At 38.4% G+C, this 26,268-nt stretch carries 28 protein-coding genes; 17 read left to right on the top strand and 11 right to left on the bottom strand.

Annotated elements, in window-relative coordinates; all coding sequences use genetic code 11:
• Positions 1 to 141 precede the first annotated feature (141 nt).
• Positions 142 to 1,050, top strand: a complete 909-nt coding sequence (locus KTI78_RS00205) for an NAD(+) kinase (protein ID WP_262444876.1) — start codon at positions 142 to 144, stop codon at positions 1,048 to 1,050.
• Entirely contained in the window at positions 1,047 to 1,319 is a 273-nt protein-coding gene (locus KTI78_RS00200) for a YeaC family protein (RefSeq protein WP_002118245.1), read from the top strand. The genes KTI78_RS00205 and KTI78_RS00200 overlap by 4 nt, the downstream gene beginning before the upstream one ends.
• Positions 1,320 to 1,521: 202 nt before the next feature.
• On the opposite strand, the gene KTI78_RS00195 is transcribed toward KTI78_RS00200, so the two are convergent.
• On the bottom strand, positions 1,522 to 2,526 hold the full coding sequence (locus tag KTI78_RS00195) for a glycosyl transferase family protein (RefSeq protein ID WP_262444875.1): 1,005 nt from the start codon (positions 2,524 to 2,526) through the stop codon (positions 1,522 to 1,524).
• Positions 2,527 to 3,029: 503 nt separating this feature from the next.
• Between KTI78_RS00195 and KTI78_RS00190 the strand changes: the two genes are divergently transcribed.
• Together KTI78_RS00190 and KTI78_RS00185 are read left to right on the top strand one after the other, a co-directional pair.
• Complete coding sequence (locus KTI78_RS00190; protein ID WP_002118145.1) at positions 3,030 to 4,388, top strand: dicarboxylate/amino acid:cation symporter; 1,359 nt, start codon at positions 3,030 to 3,032, stop codon at positions 4,386 to 4,388.
• 164 nt (positions 4,389 to 4,552) lie between these two features.
• Positions 4,553 to 5,698, top strand: coding sequence for an acyl-CoA dehydrogenase family protein (locus KTI78_RS00185; protein WP_262444874.1), 1,146 nt, complete (start codon positions 4,553 to 4,555; stop codon positions 5,696 to 5,698).
• A 50-nt stretch (positions 5,699 to 5,748) separates the two neighbouring features.
• Here the strand turns inward: KTI78_RS00185 and KTI78_RS00180 are convergent, their stop codons facing one another.
• Together KTI78_RS00180 and KTI78_RS00175 are read right to left on the bottom strand one after the other, a co-directional pair.
• Positions 5,749 to 6,375, bottom strand: a complete 627-nt coding sequence (locus tag KTI78_RS00180; RefSeq protein WP_262444873.1) for a hypothetical protein — start codon at positions 6,373 to 6,375, stop codon at positions 5,749 to 5,751.
• A gap of 88 nt (positions 6,376 to 6,463) precedes the next feature.
• On the bottom strand, positions 6,464 to 7,408 hold the full coding sequence (locus tag KTI78_RS00175; RefSeq protein WP_262444872.1) for an alpha/beta hydrolase: 945 nt from the start codon (positions 7,406 to 7,408) through the stop codon (positions 6,464 to 6,466).
• 184 nt (positions 7,409 to 7,592) lie between these two features.
• On the opposite strand from KTI78_RS00175, the gene pheA reads away from it, so the two are divergent.
• The 4 genes from pheA to KTI78_RS00155 all read left to right on the top strand — a co-directional run bounded on the left by pheA (position 7,593) and on the right by KTI78_RS00155 (position 13,193).
• The gene (gene pheA / locus KTI78_RS00170) at positions 7,593 to 8,702 is read left to right on the top strand and encodes a prephenate dehydratase (protein ID WP_002049199.1); all 1,110 of its coding nucleotides are present in this window, start codon (positions 7,593 to 7,595) and stop codon (positions 8,700 to 8,702) included.
• 107 nt (positions 8,703 to 8,809) lie between these two features.
• On the top strand, positions 8,810 to 11,056 hold the full coding sequence (locus KTI78_RS00165) for a bifunctional prephenate dehydrogenase/3-phosphoshikimate 1-carboxyvinyltransferase (RefSeq protein ID WP_262444871.1): 2,247 nt from the start codon (positions 8,810 to 8,812) through the stop codon (positions 11,054 to 11,056).
• 127 nt (positions 11,057 to 11,183) lie between these two features.
• Positions 11,184 to 11,567, top strand: coding sequence for a hypothetical protein (locus tag KTI78_RS00160; protein ID WP_016140494.1), 384 nt, complete (start codon positions 11,184 to 11,186; stop codon positions 11,565 to 11,567).
• A 165-nt stretch (positions 11,568 to 11,732) separates the two neighbouring features.
• Positions 11,733 to 13,193 carry an aminoacyl-histidine dipeptidase gene (locus tag KTI78_RS00155; protein ID WP_262444870.1) on the top strand — a complete coding sequence of 487 codons (1,461 nt, stop codon included), beginning with the start codon at positions 11,733 to 11,735 and terminating at the stop codon, positions 13,191 to 13,193.
• Between the two features lie 49 nt (positions 13,194 to 13,242).
• Here the strand turns inward: KTI78_RS00155 and KTI78_RS00150 are convergent, their stop codons facing one another.
• Together KTI78_RS00150 and KTI78_RS00145 are read right to left on the bottom strand one after the other, a co-directional pair.
• The gene (locus KTI78_RS00150; RefSeq protein WP_016140496.1) at positions 13,243 to 14,199 is read right to left on the bottom strand and encodes a ribonuclease Z; all 957 of its coding nucleotides are present in this window, start codon (positions 14,197 to 14,199) and stop codon (positions 13,243 to 13,245) included.
• A 195-nt stretch (positions 14,200 to 14,394) separates the two neighbouring features.
• Positions 14,395 to 15,027 (bottom strand): alpha/beta hydrolase, encoded by a 633-nt coding sequence (locus tag KTI78_RS00145; protein ID WP_125697704.1) that lies wholly within the window; start codon positions 15,025 to 15,027, stop codon positions 14,395 to 14,397.
• A 125-nt stretch (positions 15,028 to 15,152) separates the two neighbouring features.
• Between KTI78_RS00145 and yaaA the strand changes: the two genes are divergently transcribed.
• The gene (yaaA, locus tag KTI78_RS00140) at positions 15,153 to 15,932 is read left to right on the top strand and encodes a peroxide stress protein YaaA (protein ID WP_262444869.1); all 780 of its coding nucleotides are present in this window, start codon (positions 15,153 to 15,155) and stop codon (positions 15,930 to 15,932) included.
• 198 nt (positions 15,933 to 16,130) lie between these two features.
• On the opposite strand, the gene KTI78_RS00135 is transcribed toward yaaA, so the two are convergent.
• From KTI78_RS00135 to KTI78_RS00115, 5 genes are all read right to left on the bottom strand, one after another.
• On the bottom strand, positions 16,131 to 16,916 hold the full coding sequence (locus KTI78_RS00135; RefSeq protein ID WP_001154366.1) for a thiazole synthase: 786 nt from the start codon (positions 16,914 to 16,916) through the stop codon (positions 16,131 to 16,133).
• Between the two features lie 13 nt (positions 16,917 to 16,929).
• Positions 16,930 to 17,127 (bottom strand): sulfur carrier protein ThiS, encoded by a 198-nt coding sequence (thiS, locus tag KTI78_RS00130; RefSeq protein ID WP_174748960.1) that lies wholly within the window; start codon positions 17,125 to 17,127, stop codon positions 16,930 to 16,932.
• A 13-nt stretch (positions 17,128 to 17,140) separates the two neighbouring features.
• A complete protein-coding gene (locus KTI78_RS00125) occupies positions 17,141 to 17,506 on the bottom strand; it encodes a DUF423 domain-containing protein (RefSeq protein ID WP_262444868.1) in 366 nt (121 codons plus the stop codon).
• A 110-nt stretch (positions 17,507 to 17,616) separates the two neighbouring features.
• Positions 17,617 to 18,483 carry an RNA polymerase sigma factor RpoH gene (gene rpoH, locus KTI78_RS00120; RefSeq protein ID WP_002115267.1) on the bottom strand — a complete coding sequence of 289 codons (867 nt, stop codon included), beginning with the start codon at positions 18,481 to 18,483 and terminating at the stop codon, positions 17,617 to 17,619.
• 133 nt (positions 18,484 to 18,616) lie between these two features.
• Positions 18,617 to 18,862, bottom strand: a complete 246-nt coding sequence (locus tag KTI78_RS00115) for a sulfurtransferase TusA family protein (RefSeq protein WP_016140501.1) — start codon at positions 18,860 to 18,862, stop codon at positions 18,617 to 18,619.
• A 373-nt stretch (positions 18,863 to 19,235) separates the two neighbouring features.
• Here KTI78_RS00115 and KTI78_RS00105 point away from each other — a divergent pair, with 373 nt between their 5' ends.
• Together KTI78_RS00105 and rhlB are read left to right on the top strand one after the other, a co-directional pair.
• The gene (locus tag KTI78_RS00105; RefSeq protein ID WP_000126912.1) at positions 19,236 to 19,448 is read left to right on the top strand and encodes a cold-shock protein; all 213 of its coding nucleotides are present in this window, start codon (positions 19,236 to 19,238) and stop codon (positions 19,446 to 19,448) included.
• 109 nt (positions 19,449 to 19,557) lie between these two features.
• Positions 19,558 to 20,709, top strand: coding sequence for an ATP-dependent RNA helicase RhlB (gene rhlB / locus KTI78_RS00100; protein ID WP_016140502.1), 1,152 nt, complete (start codon positions 19,558 to 19,560; stop codon positions 20,707 to 20,709).
• A 37-nt stretch (positions 20,710 to 20,746) separates the two neighbouring features.
• Here the strand turns inward: rhlB and KTI78_RS00095 are convergent, their stop codons facing one another.
• Entirely contained in the window at positions 20,747 to 21,127 is a 381-nt protein-coding gene (locus KTI78_RS00095) for a hypothetical protein (protein WP_262444867.1), read from the bottom strand.
• Positions 21,128 to 21,331: 204 nt separating this feature from the next.
• On the opposite strand from KTI78_RS00095, the gene KTI78_RS00090 reads away from it, so the two are divergent.
• The 6 genes from KTI78_RS00090 to KTI78_RS00065 all read left to right on the top strand — a co-directional run bounded on the left by KTI78_RS00090 (position 21,332) and on the right by KTI78_RS00065 (position 26,264).
• Positions 21,332 to 21,907 (top strand): nitroreductase, encoded by a 576-nt coding sequence (locus KTI78_RS00090; RefSeq protein WP_262444866.1) that lies wholly within the window; start codon positions 21,332 to 21,334, stop codon positions 21,905 to 21,907.
• Positions 21,908 to 21,941: 34 nt separating this feature from the next.
• Positions 21,942 to 23,015, top strand: coding sequence for an NAD(P)H-dependent glycerol-3-phosphate dehydrogenase (locus tag KTI78_RS00085; RefSeq protein WP_016140505.1), 1,074 nt, complete (start codon positions 21,942 to 21,944; stop codon positions 23,013 to 23,015).
• Between the two features lie 56 nt (positions 23,016 to 23,071).
• Entirely contained in the window at positions 23,072 to 23,527 is a 456-nt protein-coding gene (locus tag KTI78_RS00080) for a SixA phosphatase family protein (protein WP_016140506.1), read from the top strand.
• Between the two features lie 24 nt (positions 23,528 to 23,551).
• A complete protein-coding gene (gene gspL, locus KTI78_RS00075) occupies positions 23,552 to 24,691 on the top strand; it encodes a type II secretion system protein GspL (RefSeq protein WP_016140507.1) in 1,140 nt (379 codons plus the stop codon).
• Entirely contained in the window at positions 24,691 to 25,170 is a 480-nt protein-coding gene (locus KTI78_RS00070; RefSeq protein WP_262444865.1) for a type II secretion system protein M, read from the top strand. Before gspL ends, KTI78_RS00070 begins: the two co-directional genes overlap by 1 nt.
• An 89-nt stretch (positions 25,171 to 25,259) precedes the next feature.
• On the top strand, positions 25,260 to 26,264 hold the full coding sequence (locus tag KTI78_RS00065) for a quinone-dependent dihydroorotate dehydrogenase (RefSeq protein WP_016140509.1): 1,005 nt from the start codon (positions 25,260 to 25,262) through the stop codon (positions 26,262 to 26,264).
• Positions 26,265 to 26,268: the final 4 nt, after the last annotated feature.

The raw sequence follows: 26,268 nt of genomic DNA, 5'->3' as shown, positions 1-26,268 counted from the left end.
CTTGTCATCAATTTGCAATGATAAAACTGTGAATAATTGGAAAACTTAGATTGAATTTTACAGCATCTTGTAGTTATGTTTTTTTAAATTAATCAGGTTAATGTTATTATAGGCAAGTATCGCAGCGGAGCTTACTCATTCGTGCAAATTTCACATAAGTCCTTCAGAAACGTCGGGTTAATCGGTCGACCAGATAAATCATCAGTTGTAGAAACACTATGTTTAATTCATGATCATTTGTTGAACCTAGGCTTAAACCCCATTTTTGATCAGGAAACTGCTGAATTAGTGCCTTATGATCATGCACAGGTGGTGAGTCGTCATTTATTAGGTGAAGTTGCTGATTTGGTCATAGTAGTAGGGGGGGATGGTTCATTACTCCACGCTGCAAGATCTTTAGTTCGCTACAATACGCCTGTAATTGGCATTAACCGAGGGCGATTAGGTTTTTTAACTGATATCAAACCTTCAGAAGCTATTTTTAAACTTGACCAAGTGCTTCAAGGACATTTTCAACTTGACCGTCGTTTCTTACTGGAAATGGAAGTAAGAACAAATGGTGAAGTGATTTATGATGCGATTGCCTTAAACGATGTCGTTTTGCATTCGGGCAAATCGGTACACATGATTGACTTTGAACTTAATATTGATGGTCAATATGTTTATCGCCAACACAGTGATGGTTTAATTGTTTCGACCCCAACCGGATCAACGGCTTATGCGTTGTCAGGTGGTGGACCAATTTTACATCCAAGTATGGATGCTATTGCATTAGTTCCAATGCATCCCCATACATTGTCATCACGACCTATCGTAGTCGGTGGTCAAAGCGAAATTAAAATCGTTATTCGCGAAAATCGGGTATTACCAATGGTGAGTGCAGATGGACAACATAGTGTCTCGCTCAATGTTGGAGACAGTTTACACATTCGTAAACATCCATTTAAACTAAGTTTATTGCATCCACCAGGTTATGATTTCTATATGGCCTGCCGTACCAAACTTGGTTGGAACCAAGATTTTGAATCTTTTCAAAGAGATGAATCATGAATATTGAACAAATGCTATCTGTTTTAAACCCTGAAATTGTAGAGCGTTTAAAAACAGCAGTAGAAATTGGTAAATGGCCAAATGGCGTTGTTTTAACAAAAGAGCAGCGTGAGACTTGTATGCAAGCTGTGATCGCTTGGGAGTTAAAGAACTTACCAGAAGATCAACGTAGCGGTTATATTGACCGTGGAACAAAAGAAGAAGGTGAAGAGTGTGATGACGATCATCACAAGCATGAACCTGAATTTAAACCAATTCGTTTTGTTTGAAATCACTTTCAGAATAAATCTTATTTAGCATTTGCTATCGCGTGGGCGACATGGATGTCGCCAGTTGAGCAACAGTACAAGGAAGTACTGTTTGCTCAACAAAAGATTTTTGTTACTTTTCATCTTTGAAAAGTAAGTATTGCCTATATGCAGCAATATAAGAAAAACATGCTATACAAGGCTGTATGATCTTATATTAGTTTTATTGGCTTGAATTACGTGTTTCCCATAATACTTTTGCTTTTTGCATCGCTTCTTCAAAACTAGCAACAACTCCCATGGTATATAGCGCGATTCCGATGGTTTCTGTTACTGCCATTTCCCCATATTCATGGTGCTGTTGACCAAGCCATACTGCCTTAAATGTAGTTAAATCTAGCTCTTCTTCAATTGGGCTTCGTTCTGGCGTGAGCTTTGGCAACTCATGTTCATAGAGTTCTCCATTTTTAATCCCGCAAATGAGTGTTTTTGCGTCTGGATTTCGTTCAAACTCACCACCTTCACCTTTAATGACTGCGCTATTTTGATAGCCTAAGCGGAATGCACTATGTTGGTGGGAACTTCTGTAAGCCGGGTGGAATATTGCTTGTAAGGTGGCCTTGGCATTAAAAGGATTAATTAATCGGGCTAAAGTATGAATTGGTGAACGTAATCCCATGACATTTCTTAGAGAAATCAGTTCGCTTAAAACTGGTGAAATTACCTCTAAGGGTAAGTAAGCGAAATTTTGCTCTGCCAATTGAGTGCGAACTTCTTGTTCAGAATGGCAAATTTGATAACCAAGATATTCTAAAACTTGCTCGGTATAAACACGGTTAAGCGTATGACCCGACGCGCCATGCATAACAATCTTATGACCATGCTGTGCAAGTGTAAGAGCGGCTAACAAAAACCATGGATAGTGTTTTCGTTTACCTGCATAAGATGACCAATCTAAGTCAACGTCTAAAGGTCCAAAATGAAGCTGGTCTTTGGTCGCTTGTACGAATCCTGCAAGTTCCTCAATAGATTCCTCTTTAACCCGAAGTAACATTAAAAATGCGCCTAACTGCACATCTAAAACTTCACCTTTTAAAATCATGGTAAATGCTTGATAGGCTTCTTCGTAGCTTAAAGAGCGAGATCCGGTTTTCCCCTTACCTAAAATACGGACATATTGAGCAAAGGGATGTTCAGCATCTTTATAGATATTACGTTTAGTATTCATCGTAGTTCAAAACAATAAAAATGATGGGATGTAGGCAGCTCAAAATGAAATGTCCACAAGTATTTAATCAATATGACATAAAAAACTGCTGAAAAAATATCAAAAGTGTTTCTTATACTAAAGTCTTAGGATTGCCTGAGTGTTTTTTATGCGTATCAGCTAAAAATTTAACCGAATCGTTATTTAATTCGAGTACACTTTCTCGTGCTTTTTTGAGCACTCATATCATAATTTTATGTGATTCTCCTATATCTTCAGCTTTTTATTGAAAAAGTAAGAGGTTATTTCTAGCTACTCAAAGTAGTTAGAAACTTCAGGTATTCTCCTGTTTTAGAAAACATCTATTTTGTTTTCATTGAGGTAGTAGGAAGGTTTTTTGTTCACAAAAAACCATTTCCCTTTTGCGGTGTTAATGTGAAAGGTTAGGGCTGTGTATTCGTAAAGAATAGACGTTTCATTTTGGTATTTCCAACGGACTTGGAAATATAGATTGAAGTAAAGTTATGGCTAAAAAACCGATTTATAAATCACTTTATTTTCAGGTGATTATTGCGATTATTGCAGGTATCTTGGTGGGACATTTTTCTCCAAGCTCCACGCAAATTGTCAATGGTGTTGAACAACATATCCCAGGTTTAGGTGAGAAACTCAAGCCATTAGGTGATGCCTTTATTCGTTTGATCAAGATGATCATCGCTCCAGTTATTTTCTGTACCGTTGTAAGCGGTATTGCTGGTATGGAAAGCATGAAGTCAGTCGGAAAAACTGGCGGCGTTGCATTGTTATACTTTGAAATCGTTTCAACAATTGCACTTCTAATTGGCCTTGTTGTAATTAACATTGCTAAACCAGGTGTAGGGATGAATGTTGACCCTACTACTCTTGATACTTCGGGCATTCAAAAATACGTCAGTTCTGGTGAGTCACAATCTACCATTGATTTCTTAATGCACATCATCCCAGATACGGTTGTTGGTGCATTTGCAAATGGTGAAATCTTACAAGTCCTTCTTTTTGCAATTCTCTTTGGTTTTGCTTTACATAAGTTAGGTGATGCCGGACGTCCAGTTTTAAAATTTATTGATCAAGTTGCACATGTGTTCTTTAACATTGTGAATATGGTCATGAAATTGGCTCCGATTGGTGCATTCGGTGCGATGGCATTCACTATCGGTAAATATGGTGTTGGTTCACTTGTACAATTAGGGCAGCTCATTATCTGCTTCTATATTACTTGTTTACTCTTTATTTTCTTGATCTTGGGTACAATCAGCCGTATTAGCGGATTTAGTATCCTTAAGATGATTCGCTTAATTCGTGAAGAGTTATTAATTGTACTTGGTACATCTTCTTCTGAATCAGTTTTGCCTCGCATGTTGCGTAAACTTGAAATTGCAGGTTGTGAAAAATCTGTAGTTGGTTTGGTGATACCAACAGGCTATTCATTTAACCTTGATGGTACGTCAATTTATTTGACCATGGCTGCAATCTTTATTGCTCAGGCAACAAATACACAGCTTGATATTCAGCATCAGATTACTTTGTTACTAGTACTCTTAATCTCATCTAAAGGTGCAGCGGGTGTAACAGGTTCTGGCTTTATTGTGATGGCAGCAACTTTATCTGCTGTTGGTCATATTCCAGTGGCAGGTTTGGCATTGATTTTAGGTATTGACCGTTTCATGTCAGAAGCACGTGCATTAACCAATCTTGTAGGTAACTCTTTAGCAACGATAGTCGTCGCAAAATGGGTCGGTGCTTTAGATAAAGATAAGTTAAATGATGCTTTGAATAATCCAGATGAAGTCGACAGAAAAATGATGGAACAAAAAACTCCTCAAGTCGCTGAAGGTCTAGATTAATTTAAATAAACCTATATAAAAAAGGAGGCTTTGAGCTTCCTTTTTTATTGGCTGACTGAAAAGTACAGTTTTAATGAGCGGCTATGTCATGACAGTTGCTGAAAAAATGATTAGCATGCACAGCAATGAGATTCGATAAAACAATAAAGCTGAAGGAAAATATTATGTTGGCATACGATGCAGATTTAGAATTATTCCGTGATAATTTTAAACGTTTTTTGAGTGAGCATATTGCGCCTCATTACGACCAATGGGAGCGTGAAGGAATTATGCCGCGTTCTGTCTGGAGTCAACTGGGCGAAAATGGCTTTTTATGTGTGGATGTCCCAGAAGAATATGGTGGTTACGGTGTGCCAACCTATTATTCATTAATGTTAGTTGAAGAATCTGCACGTGCTGGTTTTTGTGCATTATCAACAGCGATTTCTTGCCACTCTGAAATTGCTGCACCGTATATTTTACATATCGGGACAGAAGAGCAAAAACAATACTGGTTGCCGAAAATGGTAACAGGTGAGGTTGTTGGTGCAATTGGTATGACTGAACCGGGAGCAGGTTCGGATTTACAATCAATGCGTACCAGCGCCATTTTGCAAGACGATCACTATTTATTAAATGGCTCAAAAACATTTATCTCAAATGGACAACATGCTGATCTTGTTGTACTCGCAGTAAAAACGGATCCTCAAGCGCGTGCCAAAGGTGTATCGTTACTATTAGCAGATACGCATTTAGAAGGCTTTAAAAAAGGCACAAATCTCGACAAAATCGGCCTGCATTCTCAAGATACTTCAGAGCTATTTTTTGACAATGTAAAAGTGCCTAAAAACCAGTTACTCGGTCAAGCTGGGCAAGGTTTTGCTTACTTAATGCAAGAGTTACCTCGTGAACGTACAGCCATTGCATCTACTGCAATTGGGGCAATTCGTGGTGCAATTGATTTGGCAACAGCGTATGTAAAAGAGCGCCAAGCATTTGGTCAACCTATTTCTCAGTTCCAAAATACTCGTTTTGTTTTAGCCCAAGCAAAAATTGATGAGCTTGCAACAGCAGCTTTCTATGAAAGAAATGTTGCATTATATCAAGAAGGTAAACTAGATGTAGAAACGGCTGCAGCATTGAAAAGTTTCAGTAGTGATATGCAAATGAAAGTCGCTGATAACTTACTACAACTTTTCGGTGGGTATGGTTATATGACTGAATACCCAATTTCACGTTTCTTTGTAGATGCCCGTATCCAACGTATTTACGGTGGTACAAATGAAATTATGAAAGAAATCGTAGCACGTGGATTAATTGGCAAAGCCTAATTAAGCAAAGAAAAAACAGCCTGTCTTAGAACAGGCTGTTTTGTTTTTAACTATTTAGTCTTCTGTTGAATGACAGGATAGTCTTGTTGTTTTGGTAATTGCTGTAATGCATGATTCATCTTTCTTAAAAACTCATCTGCTTCATCTTGATGAAATGAATCTTCGGTGTATGCACTACGTTCTTGAATATTGATACTACAACCTCTTATTTTCATATTTTTAGGATTAAATGACCAGTCATTTGGATCCTTTAAAGTAATGTCTAAATCACTTTCACAGCTTTTCCATAAACGTAAAAACTCATTTGATAATTCTGCTTTAAATCCTTGTGCAGGATAGACCGAAAATCCTTTCATTTCGGGATTAGAAAACTGTATAAACATGTCAACTGGCATACCACCCCAAATGATGGCTGTGTCTGCCGGTAAAGAGATACCTGATAAATTTCTTTCTTTTAAAGCATGCGTTTGCTCAGATTTCTGCCTGAAATGTTGAGATTGATAGGTCAGCTTGGTTTTGGGTGGAATTGGAATACCACGAACTTGACTGCTGGTAGTCGTTATATAATATGGAGAAGGGTCTGTACCATTGCATCCTGCAATTATTGGGCAACCACCACAACCTGTTAAAGTGAAACTGGTGAAGCCAAGTAGGCTTAAAATAATAATTTTATTCATTCTATTTTACTGTTGTTATGACGTCTTTAGCTAGTATAGCTAATCTACACATTGAGACGAGCTTAGCTTTTAAAAATCGAGTAAGTTTTTATTGAGCTGTCTTCTGCTTCTGCTCATCAAATAAAGATTTACAGCTTTCTAGATCTTTGCACGAAGCAAATATAAGGGCTTTGGGTAAACTCGCATATAAATTTGTAATGTGTTGTTCAGCTGGGTTATAAAAATGCCAATAAGTAAATTGATCTGAACGCTTTTTTTCTAAAGCTTTAAAGAAATCTGTTTCATTAAATTTATTTTTAAGTTGAGTACGAGGGCCGCCTTGTTCATGGGTACCGACCGTGGTTAAAAGCATCGGAGAATGACTTTGTTTTTGACTTTGCCAATGATTTAACAGTTGAAATAACATGCCTTGATCGAACCAAAGAGAAGGGCTTGCAGCAAAGTAACGCTGAAATGTACTAGGCTTTTGAAAAAAATGATAAAGCACAAATAGGCCACCAAAAGAATGTCCATATAGACTTTGTTGTTGGCTATTAACTGGAAATTGTTTCGCAATTTCAGGCTTGAGTTCGCTATCTAAAAACGCAATAAACTGATCGGCACCCCCATATTTATATTTACCTTGTGCTTGAAATTCAGCAGAAGGTTTTGGAGTGTAATCATAAGCACGCTTCTGCACATCAAAGGTTTTTTGCTGAGGGTAACCAACCGCTATGATCATGAGCGGGTCTAAGCCCAATTTGGTAGAACCCGCTCCAATCGATTGAGCAATATTGGCAGCACTTGGAAATGTGGCATTCCCATCTAAAATATAAAGTACTGGATAACCATGTTGGGGGGGGGCAACAGGCGGTTTATAAATTTGAATAAGATAATCATGACCTGTATGTTTAGATTTAATTTGAAATTGTGCCTGATTATTTTGAAAAACGATTTTTGATTGATTTTGTACAGACGTTTGAGCCAAAACAGAACAGCTTATTAAAGTACTTAATAAAAAACTTGAAGATAAAAAGAAAAATGATTTATGCATAATGGGGAATAATAAAATTTATTATGCAAATGATAAATGAAAATCATTATCAAATAAAGTGATCAAAGAAATGTGCGCAAAAAGGTTAATGAAAAAAGCTTTTACAGCCATATTGCCTAACAAATCAAAGCAGACTATTGTTATACTCTCGTTCAAAAGATGATTTTACTGAGGCTGCATTCTAATGATCAACGATGATCAAAACAAAACGACTTCTCTTAGTTTGGAACAAATTCGCGAAGATATTGATAGTGTAGATCAACAGATTCAAGAATTATTAAATCGCCGCGCAAGCCTTGCTGAAGCTGTTGCAAAAGCTAAATTTGCTTCCGAAGAGAATCCTTTGTTTTATCGTCCTGAACGTGAAGCACAAGTCTTACGTAAAGTCATGGAACGCAATCAAGGTCCTTTGTCTGATGTAACCATGGCGCGTTTGTTCCGTGAAATTATGTCTGCTTGTCTCGCTTTAGAAGCTCCGCAAAGCATTGCATTTTTAGGGCCAGAAGGGACTTTTACTCAATCTGCTGTACTTAAACACTTTGGTAAAGATGCAGTTGTTCGTCCATTACCAACAATTGACGAAGTGTTCCGTGAAGTAGAAGCGGGTAGTGCACATTACGGCGTAGTACCAGTTGAAAACTCATCTGAAGGTATTGTGAACCATACTTTAGATTGTTTTAAAACATCGAATTTAAATGTGATTGGTGAAGTTGAATTACGTATTCATCATCAATTCCTAGTCTCTGAAAATACACGTAAAGATAGTATTAAACAGATTTATGCACACCAGCAAACTTTGGCTCAATGTCGTCAATGGTTAGACGCGCATTATCCGGGTGTTGAACGTGTTGCTTTAAACTCAAATGCAGAAGCTGCACGTCGTATTCGCAACGAATGGCATTCAGCAGCGATCGCGTCTGATATCGCAGCAGGCATGTATAATCTTGAAATCCTACATAGCAATATTGAAGATAACCCTGAAAATACCACTCGTTTCTTAGTGATTGGTCGTGAAAAGATTCCACAAAGTGGTAATGACAAAACTTCATTATTAATTTCAGCGCATGACCGCGCAGGTGCTTTATTAGAAATTTTAGCGCCATTTGCAAAACATAATATTAGTTTAACAAGCATTGAGACGCGTCCGGCATTACCTGAAAAATGGGCCTATGTATTCTTTATCGATTTAGAAGGCCATATCGATCAAGAGAATGTTGCTGCGGCAATCAATGATATTCGTCCAATGGTAAAAGAGCTTCGTATTTTAGGTTCTTATCCTGCTGCTGTTCTCTAATTATTCATGTTGGAATAATGACATGCATTAAGATGGGCATGTCATTATGCTTAAAAACAAATTGCTCAAAGGTCTAAATAACTTTGAGCAAAAGCAAAGTTGAAGTTATGTCACAACCCCTATTTAAAAAAGTTGCATTTATTGGTTTAGGACTCATTGGGTCGAGTTTAGCTCGCGTTATTGTTGCCGAAAAGTTGGCGACAACTATCGTGGCATCTACACGCTCACAGAAAACTTTAGAAGATGCAAAATCACTTGGCTTAATACAAGAAGGATTTTCTGATCCTGTTGAAGCCGTGAAAGGGGCAGATTTAGTCGTTTTAGCCTTGCCAGTACGTGCGACGCAAAAAGTGCTTGAACAAATTAAGCCTTATTTGTCAGAAACCACCATTGTAACTGATGTGGGAAGTACAAAAGGTAATGTCGTTGATGCAGCAAAAGCTGTATTTGGTGAAGATTTACCAGCAGGTTTTGTACCGGGACACCCTATCGCGGGTAGTGAACACACGGGTGTTCATGCAGGTAAGGTAGACCTGTTTGCAAATCACAAAGTAATTTTAACCCCGTTACCGACAAGTGCAGAATGGGCAGTTGAGAAACTGATTCAACTTTGGTCAGCAGCTAAAGCTGAAGTCATTTGTATGGATGTTGCCAAGCATGATGAAGTTTTGGCGCATACCAGTCATTTACCGCACTTGATGGCATTTAATTTGGTCGAGCAACTTGCAAACCGTGAAGATAATCTTGATATTTTCCGTTATGCAGCCGGTGGTTTTCGTGATTTTTCGCGTATTGCTGCCAGTGATCCTCAAATGTGGCATGACATTTTCTTTGCCAATAAAACAGCGATATTAAATGCTGTTGATGGCTTCGAAAAACAACTTACCGTACTTAGAAAATTGATTGAAAACGAAGATTCTCATGCATTAATGGGTTTACTCGGCCATGCTCAGGCAGCACGTCAGCATTTCAATCATATGTTAGCCAAAAAACCTTTAATGGAGAAAAATAAGGTGACACAGCAATTCAGTATCTTACCGGGAAATAAGACCTTTAAAGGTAAATTTACCGTACCGGGTGACAAATCTGTGTCACATCGCTCCATTATGTTTGGTGCTATTGCCGAAGGCACTACCCATGTAACTGGCTTCCTTGAAGGCGAAGATGCTTTGGCAACTTTGCAGGCTTTCCGTGATATGGGTGTAAGCATTGAAGGCCCTAAAAATGGTGAAGTGACCATCCATGGCGTGGGCATGCATGGCTTAAAAGCACCGGCAAGTGCATTGTATATGGGTAACTCTGGAACGAGCATGCGTTTGCTTTCAGGCATGTTATCAGCACAAAAGTTTGATTCAGTGATGACGGGTGATGCATCGCTTTCTAAACGCCCAATGGAGCGTATTGCTAAGCCATTGCGTTTAATGGGTGCGCAAATTCAAACAACAGGTGAAAAAGGTACACCACCTGTCAGCATTACGGGTAGTCAGCAATTAAAAGGCATTCAATACGACTTGCCAATGGCCTCTGCTCAAGTGAAGTCGGGTATTTTACTTGCTGGTTTGTGGGCTGAAGGTGAAACTTCGGTAACTGAGCCAGAGCCAACTCGTGACCATACAGAGCGTATGCTTCGTGCATTTGGTTATGATGTTAAAACCGAAGGCAACAAGATTTCACTTGTTGGTGGTGGAAAATTAGTAGGTACTGATATTCAGGTTCCATCTGATATTTCATCTGCTGCTTTCTTTATGGTGGGTGCTGCAATTACTGAAGGATCCGATGTTGTTTTGGAAGCGGTAGGTATTAACCCTACACGTACTGGTGTAATTGAAATTTTAAAACAGATGGATGCCGACCTCACTGTTGAAAATGAACGTATTGCTGGTGGTGAGCCTATTGCAGACATTCATATTAAAGGTTCACGCACGCTTAAAGGTATTCATATGCCTGAAGACCAAGTGCCTTTAGCAATTGATGAATTCCCAGCTTTATTTATTGCAGCAGCTTGTGCCGAAGGCCAAACGGTATTGACTGGTGCAGCAGAGCTTCGTGTGAAAGAATCTGACCGTATTCAAGTTATGGCAGATGGCTTAAAAATTATGGGCATTGACTGTACGCCAACTGAAGATGGCATCATTATCGAAGGTAAAGGCAAATCTGGCGATTGGTCACCAATTTTTGCTGGTGGTGAAATCGAATCGCACCATGACCACCGTATTGCTATGAGTTTTAGTATGGCAGGTCTTCGTACTTCTGGTCCGATTACAATTCACGGTACTGAAACTGTTGCTACAAGCTTCCCAACTTTCACTGAGTTGGCGAATCGTGCAGGCTTAACAATCGAAGTTAGCCAATAACTTTTGACCTAACACATTTTATAATTGCTAACACAATAGCAACGGCAGCAGCGGGCTAAAGGCTTGGCTGCTGTTTGTTTATTGCTTATGCTAAGCGCAGATAATGATAAAAGTGTTAGGACAAAGGATGAAAAAATTACAATTTATTGCCAGTTGCCCACAACATGGGGTGCTTGATCATCCACCAAATGAATGCCATATCACACAAGAATATGTAGCGGCTTTACTGTTTAAACAATTGGGACATTATGGCTTTGATGCACAACATATTGTGCATGAACATGAAAAAGTAGAAGTCAGTATTGATAATCATCTTTTACCCTTATCTATTACTTGCCAAAAAACAGATCATGAAGGGCATTTGATGTGTGAAATCTCTGCCAATCCTGATGAAGAACAAGATTGGTTTGAAAAGATTGAAACGCAAAGTATTATTCGTCAGCTTGCACAGGCCGTGGAAAATAGTCTGAAAGCTGATCAGAGTTTTTCAGCATTTGAATGGAAAAACTAAGTCTAAGACTGTTAAGACTTATTCATGAAGTACGGCTTTTTAAAAAGTCGTACTCTTTAGATTAAAGATAAAAATACAAAATCTTTCCCGAAATCCCTACCTATCTTTAATGCATTGTGTATATTGAAATTATTAAGATATTTACATAATTAGAGTGTGGTTTTCATGACACAAGTTGATATTGCAACATTATCTCCTCAAGTTGTTTGGCAGCATTTTCAAACTCTTTGCACTATTCCGCGCCCATCAAAGCATGAGCAGCAACTTCGTGAATTTTTGCAGAACTGGGCACACAGTCGGAATTTAGAAACTTACGTAGATGAGGTCGGTAATTTAATTATCCGTAAGGATGCGACTGCGGGTAAAGAATATGTAGCTGGAGTCATTCTCCAAGGCCATTTAGATATGGTCACGCAGGCTAACACTGGCACAGTACACGACTTTTTTAAAGATCCGATTCGCCCAGTTCTTGAGGATGGTTGGTTAATTGCCAAAGACACTACTTTAGGTGCTGATAATGGCATTGGGGTCGCTTTAGCTTTGGCAGTTTTAGACTCAAATGATATTGCTCATGGGCCAATTGAAGTTCTTTTAACTGTTGATGAAGAAGCAGGGATGAGTGGTGCACGGCTTTTACAGGCAGGTGTGCTAAAAGGAAAATGGTTATTTAATATTGATACAGAAGAGTGGGGTGAGTTATATCTTGGATGTGCAGGCAGTATTGATGTTGAAGTCGAACAAGCACTTACGTATGAACCAATTCCTGAAAATTTGACAGTTATAAATATTCAGGTGGCTGGTCTTAAAGGTGGTCACTCTGGAGTAGATATTCATTTAGGACGTGGCAATGCCAACATTATTTTAGCCCGCTTTTTAAATGAGTATTTAGCAAAGCTTGGTGGGCATCTTGTTGAGTTCACGGGTGGTACAGCTCGTAATGCTTTACCGCGAGAAGCTGTAGCGACTATTGCAATTTCATCTAACCAATTGCCTGAATTAGAAAAATTACTCGCTGAATATCAAACGATATGGAAAGACCAATTACAGGGTATTGATGATAATTTGCAATTCACTATTCAACCTACTAGCGTTGAAACGAATCAAGTGATTACTCAACAACAGCAAAACGAATGGTTGCAAGCTTTGGCAACAAGTCCATACGGTGTTGCAAGTATGAGCCAAGCTTTACCAGACGTAGTTGAAACCTCAAATAATATTGGGGTTGTGAAATTAAATCGCGAAGGCGGGAAAGCTGTCTTAATGGTTCGCTCAATGGTGAATCAAGAAGCTCAAGATTTTGCAGAAAAAATTCAGGCACATTTTAGTCAGTTTAATATCAGTTCTACACTTACACCGTTAGTGTCGGGTTGGACACCAAATCCAGATTCGGCTGCTCTAAAGTGCTTACAACACGCATATCAAAAGGCTTTTAATATTGAACCAAATCTTAAAGTAATTCATGCAGGCTTGGAATGTGGGATTATTGCTGAACACTATCCAGATTTACAGATGGTATCGTTTGGACCTGATATTCAAGGTGCACATGCGCCAGGTGAACGAGTTAAAGTAGACACTGTAGAGAAATGCTGGAAGTTGTTGGTAACAGCTTTAGCATCTGTAGAGTAATTTTTTTAGAAATAAGAAGCTCAGTCATGAGCTTCTTCAACTTTAACTTTTACTCGACTTTTAAAAGCTGTCCAGCTTCATTTAAAGTAAATTCATCAAAATCATTCGCTAAATAAAAATGACCTTTATAAAATTGGCGAACTTCTTCGGTAATAGCTTGCTGTCCAATTTTATCCTGATGCCTAGGACTAAAATGTGTCAGAATTAAATTACTTAAAGATTGCTGTTCCGCAAACTCAGCGACCATTTTTGCTGAGCTATGCATTGGTCCTTTACCAACTTTATCCAAAACCGTTTGCAAATAAGTCGATTCATGAATAAGTAATTGAGCATCTTTGCAAGCATCTGCTAATAGTTCAGGTTGATCATTATCACCACCTATAACTGCGTGGATTTGCTGATTCTGAACTTTGATAAAGTCTTTCGATTTTAAAATTCGTCCTTCAAACTCAACATCATAACCTCGTTTTAAATGTCCCCAGATATCGCCTTTAGGTACACCAAGCTGAGTTAAAGTTTGGATATCTAACTTCTTCTGTGTAGATTTTATATAAACACTAAAGGCAAAACTTGGGACACGATGGCTAAGAGGATGGGCTTGAACAATAAACTCATCAGAGATCTGCTGAGACTGTATTACCTCATTAACATCAATAAAATTGATGGGATAGGGCAAATATAAATCTGTAAGTTGGGCTGTAATTTCAAACCATTGCTGTATCTCTTTGGGTGCAATCACGGTTAGTGGTTTGGTACGAGCATTCATGCCTGCACTTGCCAATAAGCCAACTAGACCGTAACAATGGTCCCCGTGAACATGTGTAATACAAATGGCTATTAGGTTTTGTAAGGATAGTCTAGCTTGTTGAAGGCGGTGCTGTGTACCTTCACCAGCATCAATTAAAATCCAGTCCTTATTTCTGCTGTTACGAACTGCTAATCCTGAAACATTACGTGTCAGAGTGGGTACACCTGAAGATGTGCCTAAAAAAGTAAAATGAAGCATATTGTTGGAGTTTTTTAGTCAAATGCGTGAAGTTATTATAGACACTTATTAAAACTTTATAAGAATCAGGGTAAACGATAATGATAGAGTAAAAAATATTTAGCCCGTTTCGGATTAAATTAGCATAATTTTCAATAATGAAGCTGCCTATAAAATGATGGACATAGACTCAATCCATGCCCATCAATTTGTAGTTTATTTCATAATAATAAAGCGTGTAATGATTTGACGAAGCTGTTTTAAATAGCCTGTAAAGAAGTGATTAGCACCCGGTAAAATCGTAATTGGGTGCTTCTGCGGTTTTGCCCATTCAATCGCATCTGAAAGCAAGGTAATGTCATCTTGCTCACCATGAATGAGTAGAATATCACCTTGAATTTCAGGAGTTTTATAGTGACGTAAACCTACTACAGTAGCTGTTGGTAAACCACATAAAATTAACTGTACAGGTCGTAATTCAGGTTCAAGTTGTGCAAAGCATTTTGCTAAAACATGTGAGCCAAAGCTAAAACCACCTGCATAAAACGGCAAGCCTTCATGAAGCTTACGGACATGTTCAATGACAGCTAAGATATCTTCGGTTTCACCATGACCTTCATCATGAATACCTTCGCTACCGCCTAAACCACGGAAACTCGGACGATATACAATACAGCCATATTCATTAAAGATTTGGGTTAAAAGAGCAGGGACTTTATGTTGAGGAGTTCCACCTTGCAATGGGTGCGGATGGCAAACAACCGCAAAGCCTTTGATTTCACCTTCAGGGCGGTCTACAAAAAGTTCAATTTTACCTACTGGACCCTGAATGAAAATTTGCTCAGACATATAAGAATCGATAAATAACAATACGTATTCCTATTTTACCGATAGTCGTCATTGAAAACACGAGTTAGCATTAAAAAATATCTACTGTTATAGTTGGCATTAATAATAATTTTTTCAGGTTGTCTATGCTTGCTTTAATTTCTCCTGCAAAAACTTTAGATTATGAAACAGCGTTACCTACAGATGAGTTTACTCAGCCTCGCTTGTTAGAACATTCAGCACAATTAATTGATGTTTGCCGTAAGCTTTCTGCTTCGGAAATTGCCAATTTAATGAGTGTCAGTGAAAAAATTGCCACACTAAATGCAGACCGATTCAGAGATTGGGACTCCGAATTTAATTTTTCAAATGCTCGTCAGGCGATTTATGCATTTAAGGGTGATGTTTATACTGGATTAGATGCTTATCACTTAAAAGACAAAGATATTGATTTTGCACAGCACCATTTACGTATGTTATCGGGCTTGTATGGTTTGTTGCGTCCTTTGGATTTAATGATGCCGTATCGTCTTGAGATGGGTACTAAATTAAAAAATACTCGCGGTCACAATTTGTATGAATTTTGGGGTGACATTATCACCAATCAGATTAATGAAGATTTGGCCGCAATTAAATCTGAATTGTTGGTAAATCTAGCTTCAGATGAATATTACAAATCGGTCAATGAGAAAAAAATTAAGGCTGAAATTGTGAAACCTGTTTTTCTTGACCAGAAAAATGGCAAATATAAAGTCATTAGTTTTTATGCGAAAAAAGCGCGCGGTTTAATGACTCGTTTTATTATTGAAAACCAATTAAATAAAGCTGATGACATCAAAGCATTTAATACCGAAGGTTACTACTTTGATGCTGAGAATTCATCAGCAAAAGAGTTAGTGTTTAAACGTGATGAGCAACAGGCTTAGTCTTACTCAACGTAAACTCTCGTAAGCGATAACTATCGTGAGGTGGCATGGATGCCACCGTTTCGCTGTATCACATGGATGTAATATCAGCGAAACAAAAGATTTTTGTTACTTTTCATCTTTGAAAAGTAAAATGCCTATACAAGTCGCATAGGCGTTATAACGACAATTAAAGGCTGTGTTATTGCAAGAAATAAATTATTTAAAGAAATAACCTGTTTCTGGCGAGCTTGCATTTGCCATGCGCTTACGTGGCATACGACCAGCTAAAAATGCTTCACGTCCTGCTTCAACAGCTTTTTTCATTGCAGAAGCCATCAAAATAGGATTTTGAGCAGCTGCAATAGCAGTATTCATGAGTACGCCGTCACAACCGAGTTCCATTGCAATAGCAGCGTCACTTGCTGTACCAACCCCTGCATCTACCAAAACTGGCACTTTTGCATTTTCTTTAATAATTGAAATGGTATGTGGATTTAAAATGCCCAAACCCGAGCCAATCAGACTTCCTAAAGGCATAATTGCAACACAACCCATACTTTCGAGTTCTTGCGCAATGATAGGGTCATCCGAGGTATAAACCATAATCTCAAAACCATCATCAATCAAAGTTCGAGCCGCTTTTAGGGTCTCGGTTACATTTGGATATAAGGTTTTCTCATCGCCCAAAACTTCAAGTTTTACTAGGTTATGACCATCTAGAAGTTCACGCGCTAACATACAAGTCCGTACTGCGCTGTCAGCATCAAAACAACCTGCGGTATTTGGCAAGATTGTATATTTTTCTGGCGGAATAACTGAGAGTAAGTTTGGTTGATCCGGATTTTGTCCAATATTCACACGGCGGATTGCGACGGTTACGATTTCTGCACCACTGGCTTGAATAGCTAAATCCGTTTCATTTAAGTCTTTATATTTGCCAGTTCCGACCAATAAACGAGATTGAAAAGAACGTGAACCAATAATGAGAGGGGTGTCTTGCATGGATAACTCCGACTTAGCCGCCGCCAACAGCGTGAATAATTTCGATACGGTCATGTTGAGCAATAGAAATTTGCTCTAATTTGCTTTTGGAAACGATTTGCTGATTGTGTTCTACAGCAAAGCGTTTTCCTTCAAGTGCCAGTTCCTGAATGAGTTGCAACAGGTTTTGACAAGGCGTGTCCGTTAATTCGCCATTTAAATAAATTTGCATGATCACATTCCGATTATTTTGCGTATTTGAAAGCATTCCAAGCCAAGACCAGCCATCCAGCAATCATTAAGGCTCCACCGATTGGTGTAATTGCACCTAATATTCGTGGTAAACCTAGCGCCATGATGTAAAGCGAACCACAAAAAAATAGAATACCAATCTGGATAAGTAGAAAAGATAACTTGATTGGGAAATGAGGAAGAACCTTACTTAAAATACCAAGCGCCAATAGACCTAGTGCATGATAAAAAAAGTAGTCGGTTGCAGTATGCCACCAAGCAAGTTGCTCGGGACCCGCATGAGCTTTAAGACCATGTGCTCCAAAAGCACCCAATATGACTGCAAAGGCAAGATTAAGGGCTGAAATGGCAATCCACATAACAAAAAACGCAATTGAATAATGAAAAGCAACGTTAACATAGATTGGGTTGGCTAAACATAGCCAGATAAAACAAAAGGGCGGATCGCCCTTTTATTTTTTCATTTATTTTAGCTTGCTGACATGGCAGTTTTAATCTTTTCCATCGCATTCTTTTCAAGCTGACGGATACGCTCTGCAGAAACATTATATTCAGCCGCTAACTCATGAAGAGTAGATTTGTCATCATCTAACCAGCGGCGTTGCAAAATATTACGTGAACGGTCATCTAACTGGTCCATTGCATCATGCAAGGCTGAAGTACTTTGCTCTTCCCAGTCTTCGTTTTCGACTAAACGAGCAGGGTCATAGCGGTTATCTTCAAGATACAACGCAGGAGCAGTATGAGGAGTGTCATCATCGTCGTCGCCTTGCGCCTCAAAAGCAGCATCATAGGCAGTTAAACGACCTTCCATTTCCAGTACTTGCTCTGGTGTTACATTTAAGTCATTAGCAATCGATTGAGCTTCTTCGAGGGTAAGTTTTTTACTCGATTTTTTTAGACTACGTAAATTGAAAAATAATTTACGCTGAGCTTTTGTCGTTGCAATTTTGACAATACGCCAGTTGCGAATAACGTATTCATGAATTTCTGCCTTAATCCAATGGACGGCAAAAGATACTAAACGTACACCCATATTTGGGTCGAAACGTTTCACGGCTTTCATTAAGCCTAAATTACCTTCTTGAATAAGGTCGCCTTGTGGTAGGCCATAACCTGCATAGCTGCGCGCAATATGAACGACAAAGCGTAAATGCGACATTACCAGCATTTTTGCGGCATCAAGATCTTGGTCATAATAATAACGCTCAGCAAGTTCTTTTTCTTGCTCGGCCGTTAAAATAGGAATCTGATTGACAGTACTGATATATGCACCAAGGTTTACACCGGGCGCAGACAATGACAGGGGCATCAATTGATTGCTGCTGTCACTCATGAGTTCTCCTTATAGGATCGAATGGGATAACCAATAAATTCATCTTAATTTGAATCAGCTTCATAATTAAGGAAAATTGGGTAGAGAAATGTAAAATTTTATGCAATTTCTAATCTTTTAGTTTAGCAAAGAATTATTGAGTTTCAATTAAATAGTGAAATTCTCTCTCTGATACGTGTGTAGTTTGACACATAAAATGATGCAAACCACAGTAACGAGTTACATCAATTTCGCTATGAGGATCTGACGATTTTAATAAAAATTGTTGTTTGCCTGACGCTTTTTTAAGTTCACGCTTTAGCATTAACAATGGCATTGGGCAGGGCTGCCCAAGGGCATTAATTTCAATGGGTGCTGTATTAGAAGAAGTATTGCTCATTCATCATCAAAACAACTAAAAAAAATATTCTAACAAATTTTTAGTAAATACAGCATATTTTATGGAACAAGATAGGGGGAATTTCTATAAAAAATATTGTAATAAGCTGTTTAAAAAAAGAACTAAAAATAGGGGAAATAATTGAAAAAAATTCTATTAATTGTCATAAACCCGTGTTAAGCTCGAACCGTTTTAGGATTTACCACACAATCAAATTGATTTAATAACCCTATAACAAATGGATGTAACCGGAAATTGTTGATAGTTTTACAGAATGATTACAAGCTTTAAGATTATAAATATTTTAAAACCTTGTTTGCTCTGCTGTTTGCAACACCGGAAGGTCCTTTTTTCAACATCTGAGGATTGACTTATGACAGCTCGTGAACAAGGCGTAGTAAAGTGGTTTAATGACACTAAAGGCTTTGGTTTTATTCAACGTAACGGCGGTGACGATGTATTCGTTCATTTCCGTGCGATCGTAGGTGACGGTCACCGTTCTTTACGTGACGGCCAACGTGTAGAATTTAGCGTAGTTCAAGGCCAAAAAGGTTTTCAAGCTGAAAACGTTCAGCCTTTAGACTAAGACTAATTCATCTTTTTGATGAATGATGGACGCTCCAATTTTTGAATTGGGGCGTTTTTGTTTATAATGATCTTCTCATTCGAGAGATTGTTTGTTAGAGCACGTATTTATGACATCTGGTTTTGAAACCTTGAATTTACATCCGCAACTTAAAAAGGCGATTGATGCTTTAGGGTTTACTCAAATGACCCCAATTCAGCAAAAGGTTTTAAAATATACATTAGCCGGGCATGATGCAATTGGGCGAGCACAGACAGGAACTGGTAAAACAGCTGCGTTTCTGATTAGTGTAATTAATGATTTACTCAATAATCCGGTTCAAGAGCAGCGTTTCCGTGGTGAGCCACGTGCCTTAATTTTGGCACCCACTCGTGAATTGGCGTTGCAAATTGAAAGTGATGCAAAGCTACTCACAAAATTCTCAGATTTGCACCTTGTAACATTATTAGGTGGTGTAGATTTTGATAAGCAAAAGAAACAGCTAGATGCTAATTTTGTCGATATCATGGTCGCTACACCTGGGCGTCTAATTGATTTTGTAGAACAAAAAGAAGTTTGGCTCGATCAAATTGAATTTTTAGTGATTGATGAAGCTGACCGTTTACTGGACATGGGTTTTATTCCTTCTGTAAAACGTATTGTCCGTTACTCTCCGCGTAAGGAACAACGTCAAACGCTGATGTTCTCTGCGACGTTTAGTTATGATGTTTTGAATTTGGCGAGACAATGGTTGTTTGAACCGATCACTGTTGAAATTGAGCCTGAGCAAAAAACGAATAACGATGTAGAGCAACGAGTGTATGTCGTGGCTAAACAAGATAAATATCGTTTATTACAAGATATCTTGCGTGAAGAGCCGATCGATAAAGTCATGATTTTTGCTAATCGACGTGATCAGGTGCGCCGTCTTTATGATCATTTAAAGAAAGATGGATATAGAGTCGGTATGCTTTCAGGTGAGATTGCTCAAGATAAACGTTTAAAAATGCTAGAGCAATTTAAGCAAGGTAAACATAATATTATGATTGCGACGGATGTTGCTGGTCGTGGTATTCATGTAGATGGCGTATCACATGTCATTAACTTTACTTTGCCTGAGCAGTCTGATGATTATGTACACCGTATTGGTCGTACAGGTCGCGCTGGGTCACAAGGTGTAAGTATTAGTTTTCTTTCAGAAGATGATGCCTTTTATTTACCCGAAATTGAAAAAGCAATTGGTAAGAAATTACCACTGACCAGATTAGATGGTTACTGCTAATAAAAAAATCCCAATCATTTGATTGGGATTTTTTTAATTAATTAATTTTACAATAGAAAGTAAGCGTTGTTTGATAGTCATCATCTTTTGCTAAAGATGCATTTTTACCCGTCAATGTACCAATAACACCTGCCGCAGCTTCAACCATTTGACCAGTTTTTTCACTTACAACATCTTTTAATACACCATTGTAGGTTGTTTTTTCATCCACAACGACTGGTGAAGTGTTTTTTGAGCAAGTTTTTTGGGCTGCTGTAATTGCATTGTTTTTTGCAATTAAATTGGTTTTGCCAATACCTGTAACTTCAAACTGATTATTTTCTTTCTGAACTGCTAGAGTATTTTTAGGAGTAGTTGCACAAGCACCAAGTAATAAAACAACACCGCTCATTGCGCTCGCTAAAATTATTTTTTTCATAATTCACCTAAAGTTAATCGCTAAAAGATATTGCCATTTGAACACAGGTTTTCTAATTGATTTTGAATACGTTGTATGAGTTTTGATGTTTTGTATTAAAAAATGTCAAAGTGTGAGTTCGCTAATTTTATAAACTAGATTCAATGGTGGATTAACGGTAGATTATGCTAATCTATTTTGAATTTTTGAGTTAGATCAATATTAATGACGGATTCAGCAATACAAATAATTCACCAAAATATTCATCAGCGTCAGTCTATTGGCCAATTAGTTGAGCCAGCTCCAAATACAGAGCAATTAGAGTTAGCTTTCCAAGCAGCTTTGACAGCTCCAGATCATCATAGACTTAAGCCAACACGTTTTGTGGTAGTTTCGGGCGAACAACGTGCTGCTTTTGGAGAAGTGTTAGCAAAGGCTTTGGCAGATTTGGGTGAAACTGATCCCGCTCAACTCGAACGAGTTAAACAACATCCTTTTCGCGCCCCGCTACTCATTTTGGCGCTTACACAATTACAAGATCATCCAAAAGTACCGCATTTTGAACAAATCTTAAGTACAGGGGCCGCAATACAAAATCTTTTGTTATCTTTGCAAGCTCAAGGGTTTTCGACCATGTGGCGTAGTGGTGCAGTTGTCGAATCAAATTGGTTAAAACAGCATTTAGGCCTGCAAGCCCGTGATTTAATTTCAGGTATTATTTACGTCGGTACAGCAGCTAAAGTAATTGCACCCCGTGCAGATATTGAAAGTAAAGAATTCGTAAAAGTTTGGCAGGCTTAAAAGTCTGTAAAAGTAAGAAATAGGATAATAAAAGATGGCTGAATTTAAGTTTACAGATTTGGTAGAACCTGTTGCGGTTGATAAAAAAACCGCTTTACGTATTACTGTTCTAGGGGGAGGGAGCTTCGGAACGGCTATGGCAAATTTAGCTGCACGTAACGGTTGCGATACCATGATCTGGATTCGTGATGCCGAAACAGCTGAGGAAATTAATAAAACCCACATTAATAAACGTTACTTGCCGGACTTTACTTTAGAGTCATCATTACGTGCCGTGTCTGATCTTGAGCAAGCCGTGTGTGACCGAGATATTATTTTGGTCGCAATTCCAAGTCACTCATTCCGTGATGTCTTAAAACAAATTGCTCCATATATTACGGCACAAGCGGTTGTTTCTTTAACCAAGGGTATTGAAGCTAAAACTTTCAGCTTCATGAGTGATATTATTCGTGAAGAATTGCCGGAAGTACCTTATGGTGTGCTATCAGGTCCAAACCTTGCAAAAGAAATTATGGCAGGTATGCCGTCGGGTACCGTTATTGCTAGTGATTCGGAATTAGTTCGTTATGCTGTGCAACATGCTCTGCATAGTGCTCTATTCCGTGTTTTTGGTAGTGATGATGTGCATGGTGTGGAATTAGGTGGTGCGCTTAAAAATATTTATGCGGTTGCAATGGGAATTGGCGCAGCTTACAAAATTGGTGAAAACACCAAGAGTATGATTTTAACCCGTGCTCTGGCCGAGATGAGTCGTTTTGCAGTAAAACAAGGTGCAAATCCACTTACATTCTTGGGGTTGTCAGGTGTGGGAGATTTATTCGCGACTTGTAATAGTCCTTTAAGCCGTAATTATCAGATTGGCTATGCTTTAGGTTCGGGTAAAACACTTGATCAAGCCAGTAAAGAGTTGGGTCAGACAGCAGAAGGCATCAATACAATCGTTCAGGTGCGTGGTAAAGCAGAAGAACTAGATGTTTATATGCCTATTACCAACGCTCTATATGAAGTTATTTTTGAAGGGGCGCCTCCTTTAAATATTGCATTATCTCTTATGAAAAACGGACATCGTAGTGATGTAGAATTTGTTTTGCCTCATCACGAAGTCTGAAGAAGAAATGTCATAAATTGTGGTTATAATGCAAGAATTATTAACAAGGAAAATTTATGCAACTGACATTGGTTCGCCATGGGGAAGCCGCTCCACCTGTAAATGGTAACGACACTAAACGCCCTCTTACTGCTCGTGGACACGCTCAAGCTGAACAGACAGCAACATTTTTAAAAGATATTGTTAAGCCTGACATTTTTGTAGTTAGTCCTTTACTACGTGCTCAAGAAACATTGGCACATATTCAAGCGTATTTTAAAGATGTGCCTGTGCTGTTATGCGATAAAATTAAACCAGATGATAATGCGAAAGAAGCAATTGAGTGGTTATCTCAGGTTCCTTATGAGTCAATTGTAGTGGTGTGTCATATGAATGTAGTAGGACATATTGCTGAACTGCTGACTCATGAAAGCTTTAATCCATTTGCTTTGGCTGAAGCCCGAATTTATGATCAGGCTGTGATTGCAACTGGTTTATCAACACAAAAAAATAGTTTTATACCCACAATATAATTAAAAAAGGTTATTTCGCCCATTATGCTGTATTTATGGATGCCTGAAACCAATGGAATATGGCATTGGTCTAACGGAGAAAACTGGTTACAGGCTGCAAGTCTGGATCAATTAATACAAGACCTACAATTGCATCAAGGAAAAGAGGCTGTCGTCTTTTTTCCTAGCCGTCATGCTCAGGTATTCCAGCAACAAATAGCAAAGTCTCATTACAAGCAACTCGGAGCAGATGGTGTTAAATATTTGCTTGAAGAGTTTGTAACTTTGCCGATTGATCACATGAAAGTGGTTCATCATTTTCATGCTGATCAATTAACAATATTGGGCGTCGCAAAAACTACTGTGGAAACATGGCAACATGCGATGAATTTGTTGCCAATCAAGCTCGTTGCTTTGTTACCAGACTTTTTGATTTTGCCTGAACCTCAAGATCAACAAGTTATTCTGTGTAATATTGATCAAAAATTACTGGCGCGCGAAAGTAAGTGGGTAGGTAATTCACTGGATGATTTGGGATTGTTTTTGGAGTTCCAGCCGGTTGAAACACATTATCAATATAGTGGGCTGACTGTAGAACAGTTAGAAAGCTTAGAAGCAGCTTCTAGTGTTGAGCAACGTTCAGAATTTTTTTATGAGTTTCAGGGCTTAGATAAACCTAAACAGCATCCTTTTAATGTTTTACCAAAAGCCAAAGGGCAAGAGCAGACGGTTTCTGGGTACTGGAAAGCATGTGCGGTTATTGTTTTAGCAATAATTGTGGTTCAGTTTAGCTATGATTTGTTGCGTTGGGTGAAATTAAGAAATGTAGCCAATCAAACAGCTGAGCAGACAATTGAGCAATATAAATATTGGTTTGGTCCTTCTAGTCGTGTAAATGAACAAAATATAAAAAGCCAATTTGAAAGTCATTTAAGAATGAGTAAACAGGGTGACACACAAGCACTCTCTCTGTTGAGCCGTGTTGGACCTATTTTAATGCAAAGACAAATTTTAGCTCAGCAGTTAAATTATGATGCTTCTACACTAACCATGGCCTTAAAAGCAAAATCGGGAGATGATTTGCAAGCTTTAACACAGCAGCTTAATCAGCAAGGCTTCAAGGCAGAGTTAGGTAATATTCAAGCCGATGGTGGTGGGGCAATTGGGGTGGTGAAAATACAATAATGAAAATGTTAGCTCAATTGCAAAACCGGTTTGATCAGTGGATTGAACAAATCAATCAATATTTAGACCGTTTAACTGTCCGTGAACGTATCATGGTGGTCTTTACTACAATTTTTGTTGTAGTGGCTATTATTGGAGCTTCACTTTGGAAAATGCATTCCTTAGCAGAACAACAGCAACAGCGCCTAAATGATTTAAAAGATTTGATGGTGTGGATGCAAAGTAATGCAGTCACGATGAAACCTGCGAATGAGCTTGAGTTGGGTCAAGCAGAAAAAATACAACGTGTAGCTCAACAACAAGGGTTAACCGTCACTTCTCAACAAAATGGCGAGCAGTTACAAATTATTGTTACTCATCAGAATTACGCAATTTTAGCGAACTTTTTAACCCAACTGGCGCAAATGGGCTTAAGTATTGAAAAAATGGAAATGGTTTCAAGTGAAGGTCAGATTAAATTAACAGCGACGGTTCAATAACATATTAAAATATGCTGGTCTTAAGCATGGTGTTTTGTGCTCCCTGTGCCTATAATATGCCTACCTAAAATCAGTAGATTGTGATTGGTATGTTATATTCACTTGCTCGCCCGATGTTGTTTAGTTTAGCACCAGAGCGTGCCCATGAATTAACATTATCTATGCTTGATAAAGCACATAAGTTCGGCCTGCTACGTCAGAGCGTAGAAGCGAAACCAACGACTTGTATGGGAATTGAATTTCCAAATCCGGTAGGTTTAGCAGCTGGGCTTGATAAAAATGGTGCACACATTGATGCACTGGCAGGTCTAGGATTCGGTTTTATTGAAATTGGAACCATTACGCCTCGCCCTCAGTCGGGTAATCCGCAGCCCCGCTTATTCCGTATTCCTGAAGCTAAAGCCATTATTAACCGTATGGGTTTTAATAATGATGGCGTTGATAAGTTGATTGAAAATGTCAAAGCTTCAAAATTTAAAGGGATTTTAGGCATTAATATTGGTAAGAATGCCGATACGCCTGTAGAAAAGGCTGTCGATGATTACCTAATTTGCCTAGAGAAAGTTTATAACTACGCTTCTTATATTACCGTTAATATTTCATCTCCAAATACTAAGAACTTAAGAAGTTTACAAAGCGGTGATGCATTAACTGAATTATTGCAAACCTTAAAAGAAAGACAACTTGAGCTAGCCGAACAATATAATCATTATGTTCCTTTGGTTCTAAAAGTTGCACCTGATTTAACAGCTGAAGATGTTGAGTTTATTGCAGCACAATTATTGCATTTTAAAATTGATGGTTTAATTGTTACCAATACGACTTTATCAAGAGAAGGTGTAGAAAATCTTCCTAATGGTAACGAGTCGGGTGGTTTATCAGGCGCACCTGTTTTTGAAAAAAGTACAGAATGCTTACGTTTGTTTGCCCAAACATTAAAAGGACAAATCCCGTTAATTGGCGTGGGGGGAATTTTGTCGGGTGAACAAGCAGCAGTCAAACAGCAAGCTGGAGCAACATTAGTACAGATCTATAGTGGGCTGATTTATACCGGTCCTATTCTAGTGAAACAATGTGTTGCATCTATGTCATAAGTGA

The sequence above is a fragment of the Acinetobacter sp. WU_MDCI_Abxe161 genome (assembly GCF_025514355.1).
Lineage (GTDB): Bacteria > Pseudomonadota > Gammaproteobacteria > Pseudomonadales > Moraxellaceae > Acinetobacter > Acinetobacter pittii_E.
This window is presented reverse-complemented; position numbering and strand designations above follow the sequence as displayed.

Coding starts and splice junctions, on each gene's coding strand:
- KTI78_RS00150 (WP_016140496.1), bottom strand. CDS start 14,199: ATGCTTCATTTTACTTTTTTAGGCACATCTTCAGGTGTACCCACTCTG.
- KTI78_RS00095 (WP_262444867.1), bottom strand. CDS start 21,127: ATGAAAAAAATAATTTTAGCGAGCGCAATGAGCGGTGTTGTTTTATTA.
- KTI78_RS00155 (WP_262444870.1), top strand. CDS start 11,733: ATGACACAAGTTGATATTGCAACATTATCTCCTCAAGTTGTTTGGCAG.
- KTI78_RS00175 (WP_262444872.1), bottom strand. CDS start 7,408: ATGCATAAATCATTTTTCTTTTTATCTTCAAGTTTTTTATTAAGTACT.
- KTI78_RS00185 (WP_262444874.1), top strand. CDS start 4,553: ATGTTGGCATACGATGCAGATTTAGAATTATTCCGTGATAATTTTAAA.
- KTI78_RS00080 (WP_016140506.1), top strand. CDS start 23,072: ATGCAACTGACATTGGTTCGCCATGGGGAAGCCGCTCCACCTGTAAAT.
- KTI78_RS00180 (WP_262444873.1), bottom strand. CDS start 6,375: ATGAATAAAATTATTATTTTAAGCCTACTTGGCTTCACCAGTTTCACT.
- KTI78_RS00145 (WP_125697704.1), bottom strand. CDS start 15,027: ATGTCTGAGCAAATTTTCATTCAGGGTCCAGTAGGTAAAATTGAACTT.
- KTI78_RS00125 (WP_262444868.1), bottom strand. CDS start 17,506: ATGTGGATTGCCATTTCAGCCCTTAATCTTGCCTTTGCAGTCATATTG.
- KTI78_RS00165 (WP_262444871.1), top strand. CDS start 8,810: ATGTCACAACCCCTATTTAAAAAAGTTGCATTTATTGGTTTAGGACTC.
- thiS (WP_174748960.1), bottom strand. CDS start 17,127: ATGCAAATTTATTTAAATGGCGAATTAACGGACACGCCTTGTCAAAAC.
- KTI78_RS00090 (WP_262444866.1), top strand. CDS start 21,332: ATGACGGATTCAGCAATACAAATAATTCACCAAAATATTCATCAGCGT.
- KTI78_RS00085 (WP_016140505.1), top strand. CDS start 21,942: ATGGCTGAATTTAAGTTTACAGATTTGGTAGAACCTGTTGCGGTTGAT.
- rpoH (WP_002115267.1), bottom strand. CDS start 18,483: ATGAGTGACAGCAGCAATCAATTGATGCCCCTGTCATTGTCTGCGCCC.
- rhlB (WP_016140502.1), top strand. CDS start 19,558: ATGACATCTGGTTTTGAAACCTTGAATTTACATCCGCAACTTAAAAAG.
- KTI78_RS00105 (WP_000126912.1), top strand. CDS start 19,236: ATGACAGCTCGTGAACAAGGCGTAGTAAAGTGGTTTAATGACACTAAA.
- KTI78_RS00115 (WP_016140501.1), bottom strand. CDS start 18,862: ATGAGCAATACTTCTTCTAATACAGCACCCATTGAAATTAATGCCCTT.
- KTI78_RS00135 (WP_001154366.1), bottom strand. CDS start 16,916: ATGCAAGACACCCCTCTCATTATTGGTTCACGTTCTTTTCAATCTCGT.
- KTI78_RS00065 (WP_016140509.1), top strand. CDS start 25,260: ATGTTATATTCACTTGCTCGCCCGATGTTGTTTAGTTTAGCACCAGAG.
- KTI78_RS00190 (WP_002118145.1), top strand. CDS start 3,030: ATGGCTAAAAAACCGATTTATAAATCACTTTATTTTCAGGTGATTATT.
- KTI78_RS00070 (WP_262444865.1), top strand. CDS start 24,691: ATGAAAATGTTAGCTCAATTGCAAAACCGGTTTGATCAGTGGATTGAA.
- gspL (WP_016140507.1), top strand. CDS start 23,552: ATGCTGTATTTATGGATGCCTGAAACCAATGGAATATGGCATTGGTCT.
- yaaA (WP_262444869.1), top strand. CDS start 15,153: ATGCTTGCTTTAATTTCTCCTGCAAAAACTTTAGATTATGAAACAGCG.
- KTI78_RS00160 (WP_016140494.1), top strand. CDS start 11,184: ATGAAAAAATTACAATTTATTGCCAGTTGCCCACAACATGGGGTGCTT.
- pheA (WP_002049199.1), top strand. CDS start 7,593: ATGATCAACGATGATCAAAACAAAACGACTTCTCTTAGTTTGGAACAA.
- KTI78_RS00200 (WP_002118245.1), top strand. CDS start 1,047: ATGAATATTGAACAAATGCTATCTGTTTTAAACCCTGAAATTGTAGAG.
- KTI78_RS00195 (WP_262444875.1), bottom strand. CDS start 2,526: ATGAATACTAAACGTAATATCTATAAAGATGCTGAACATCCCTTTGCT.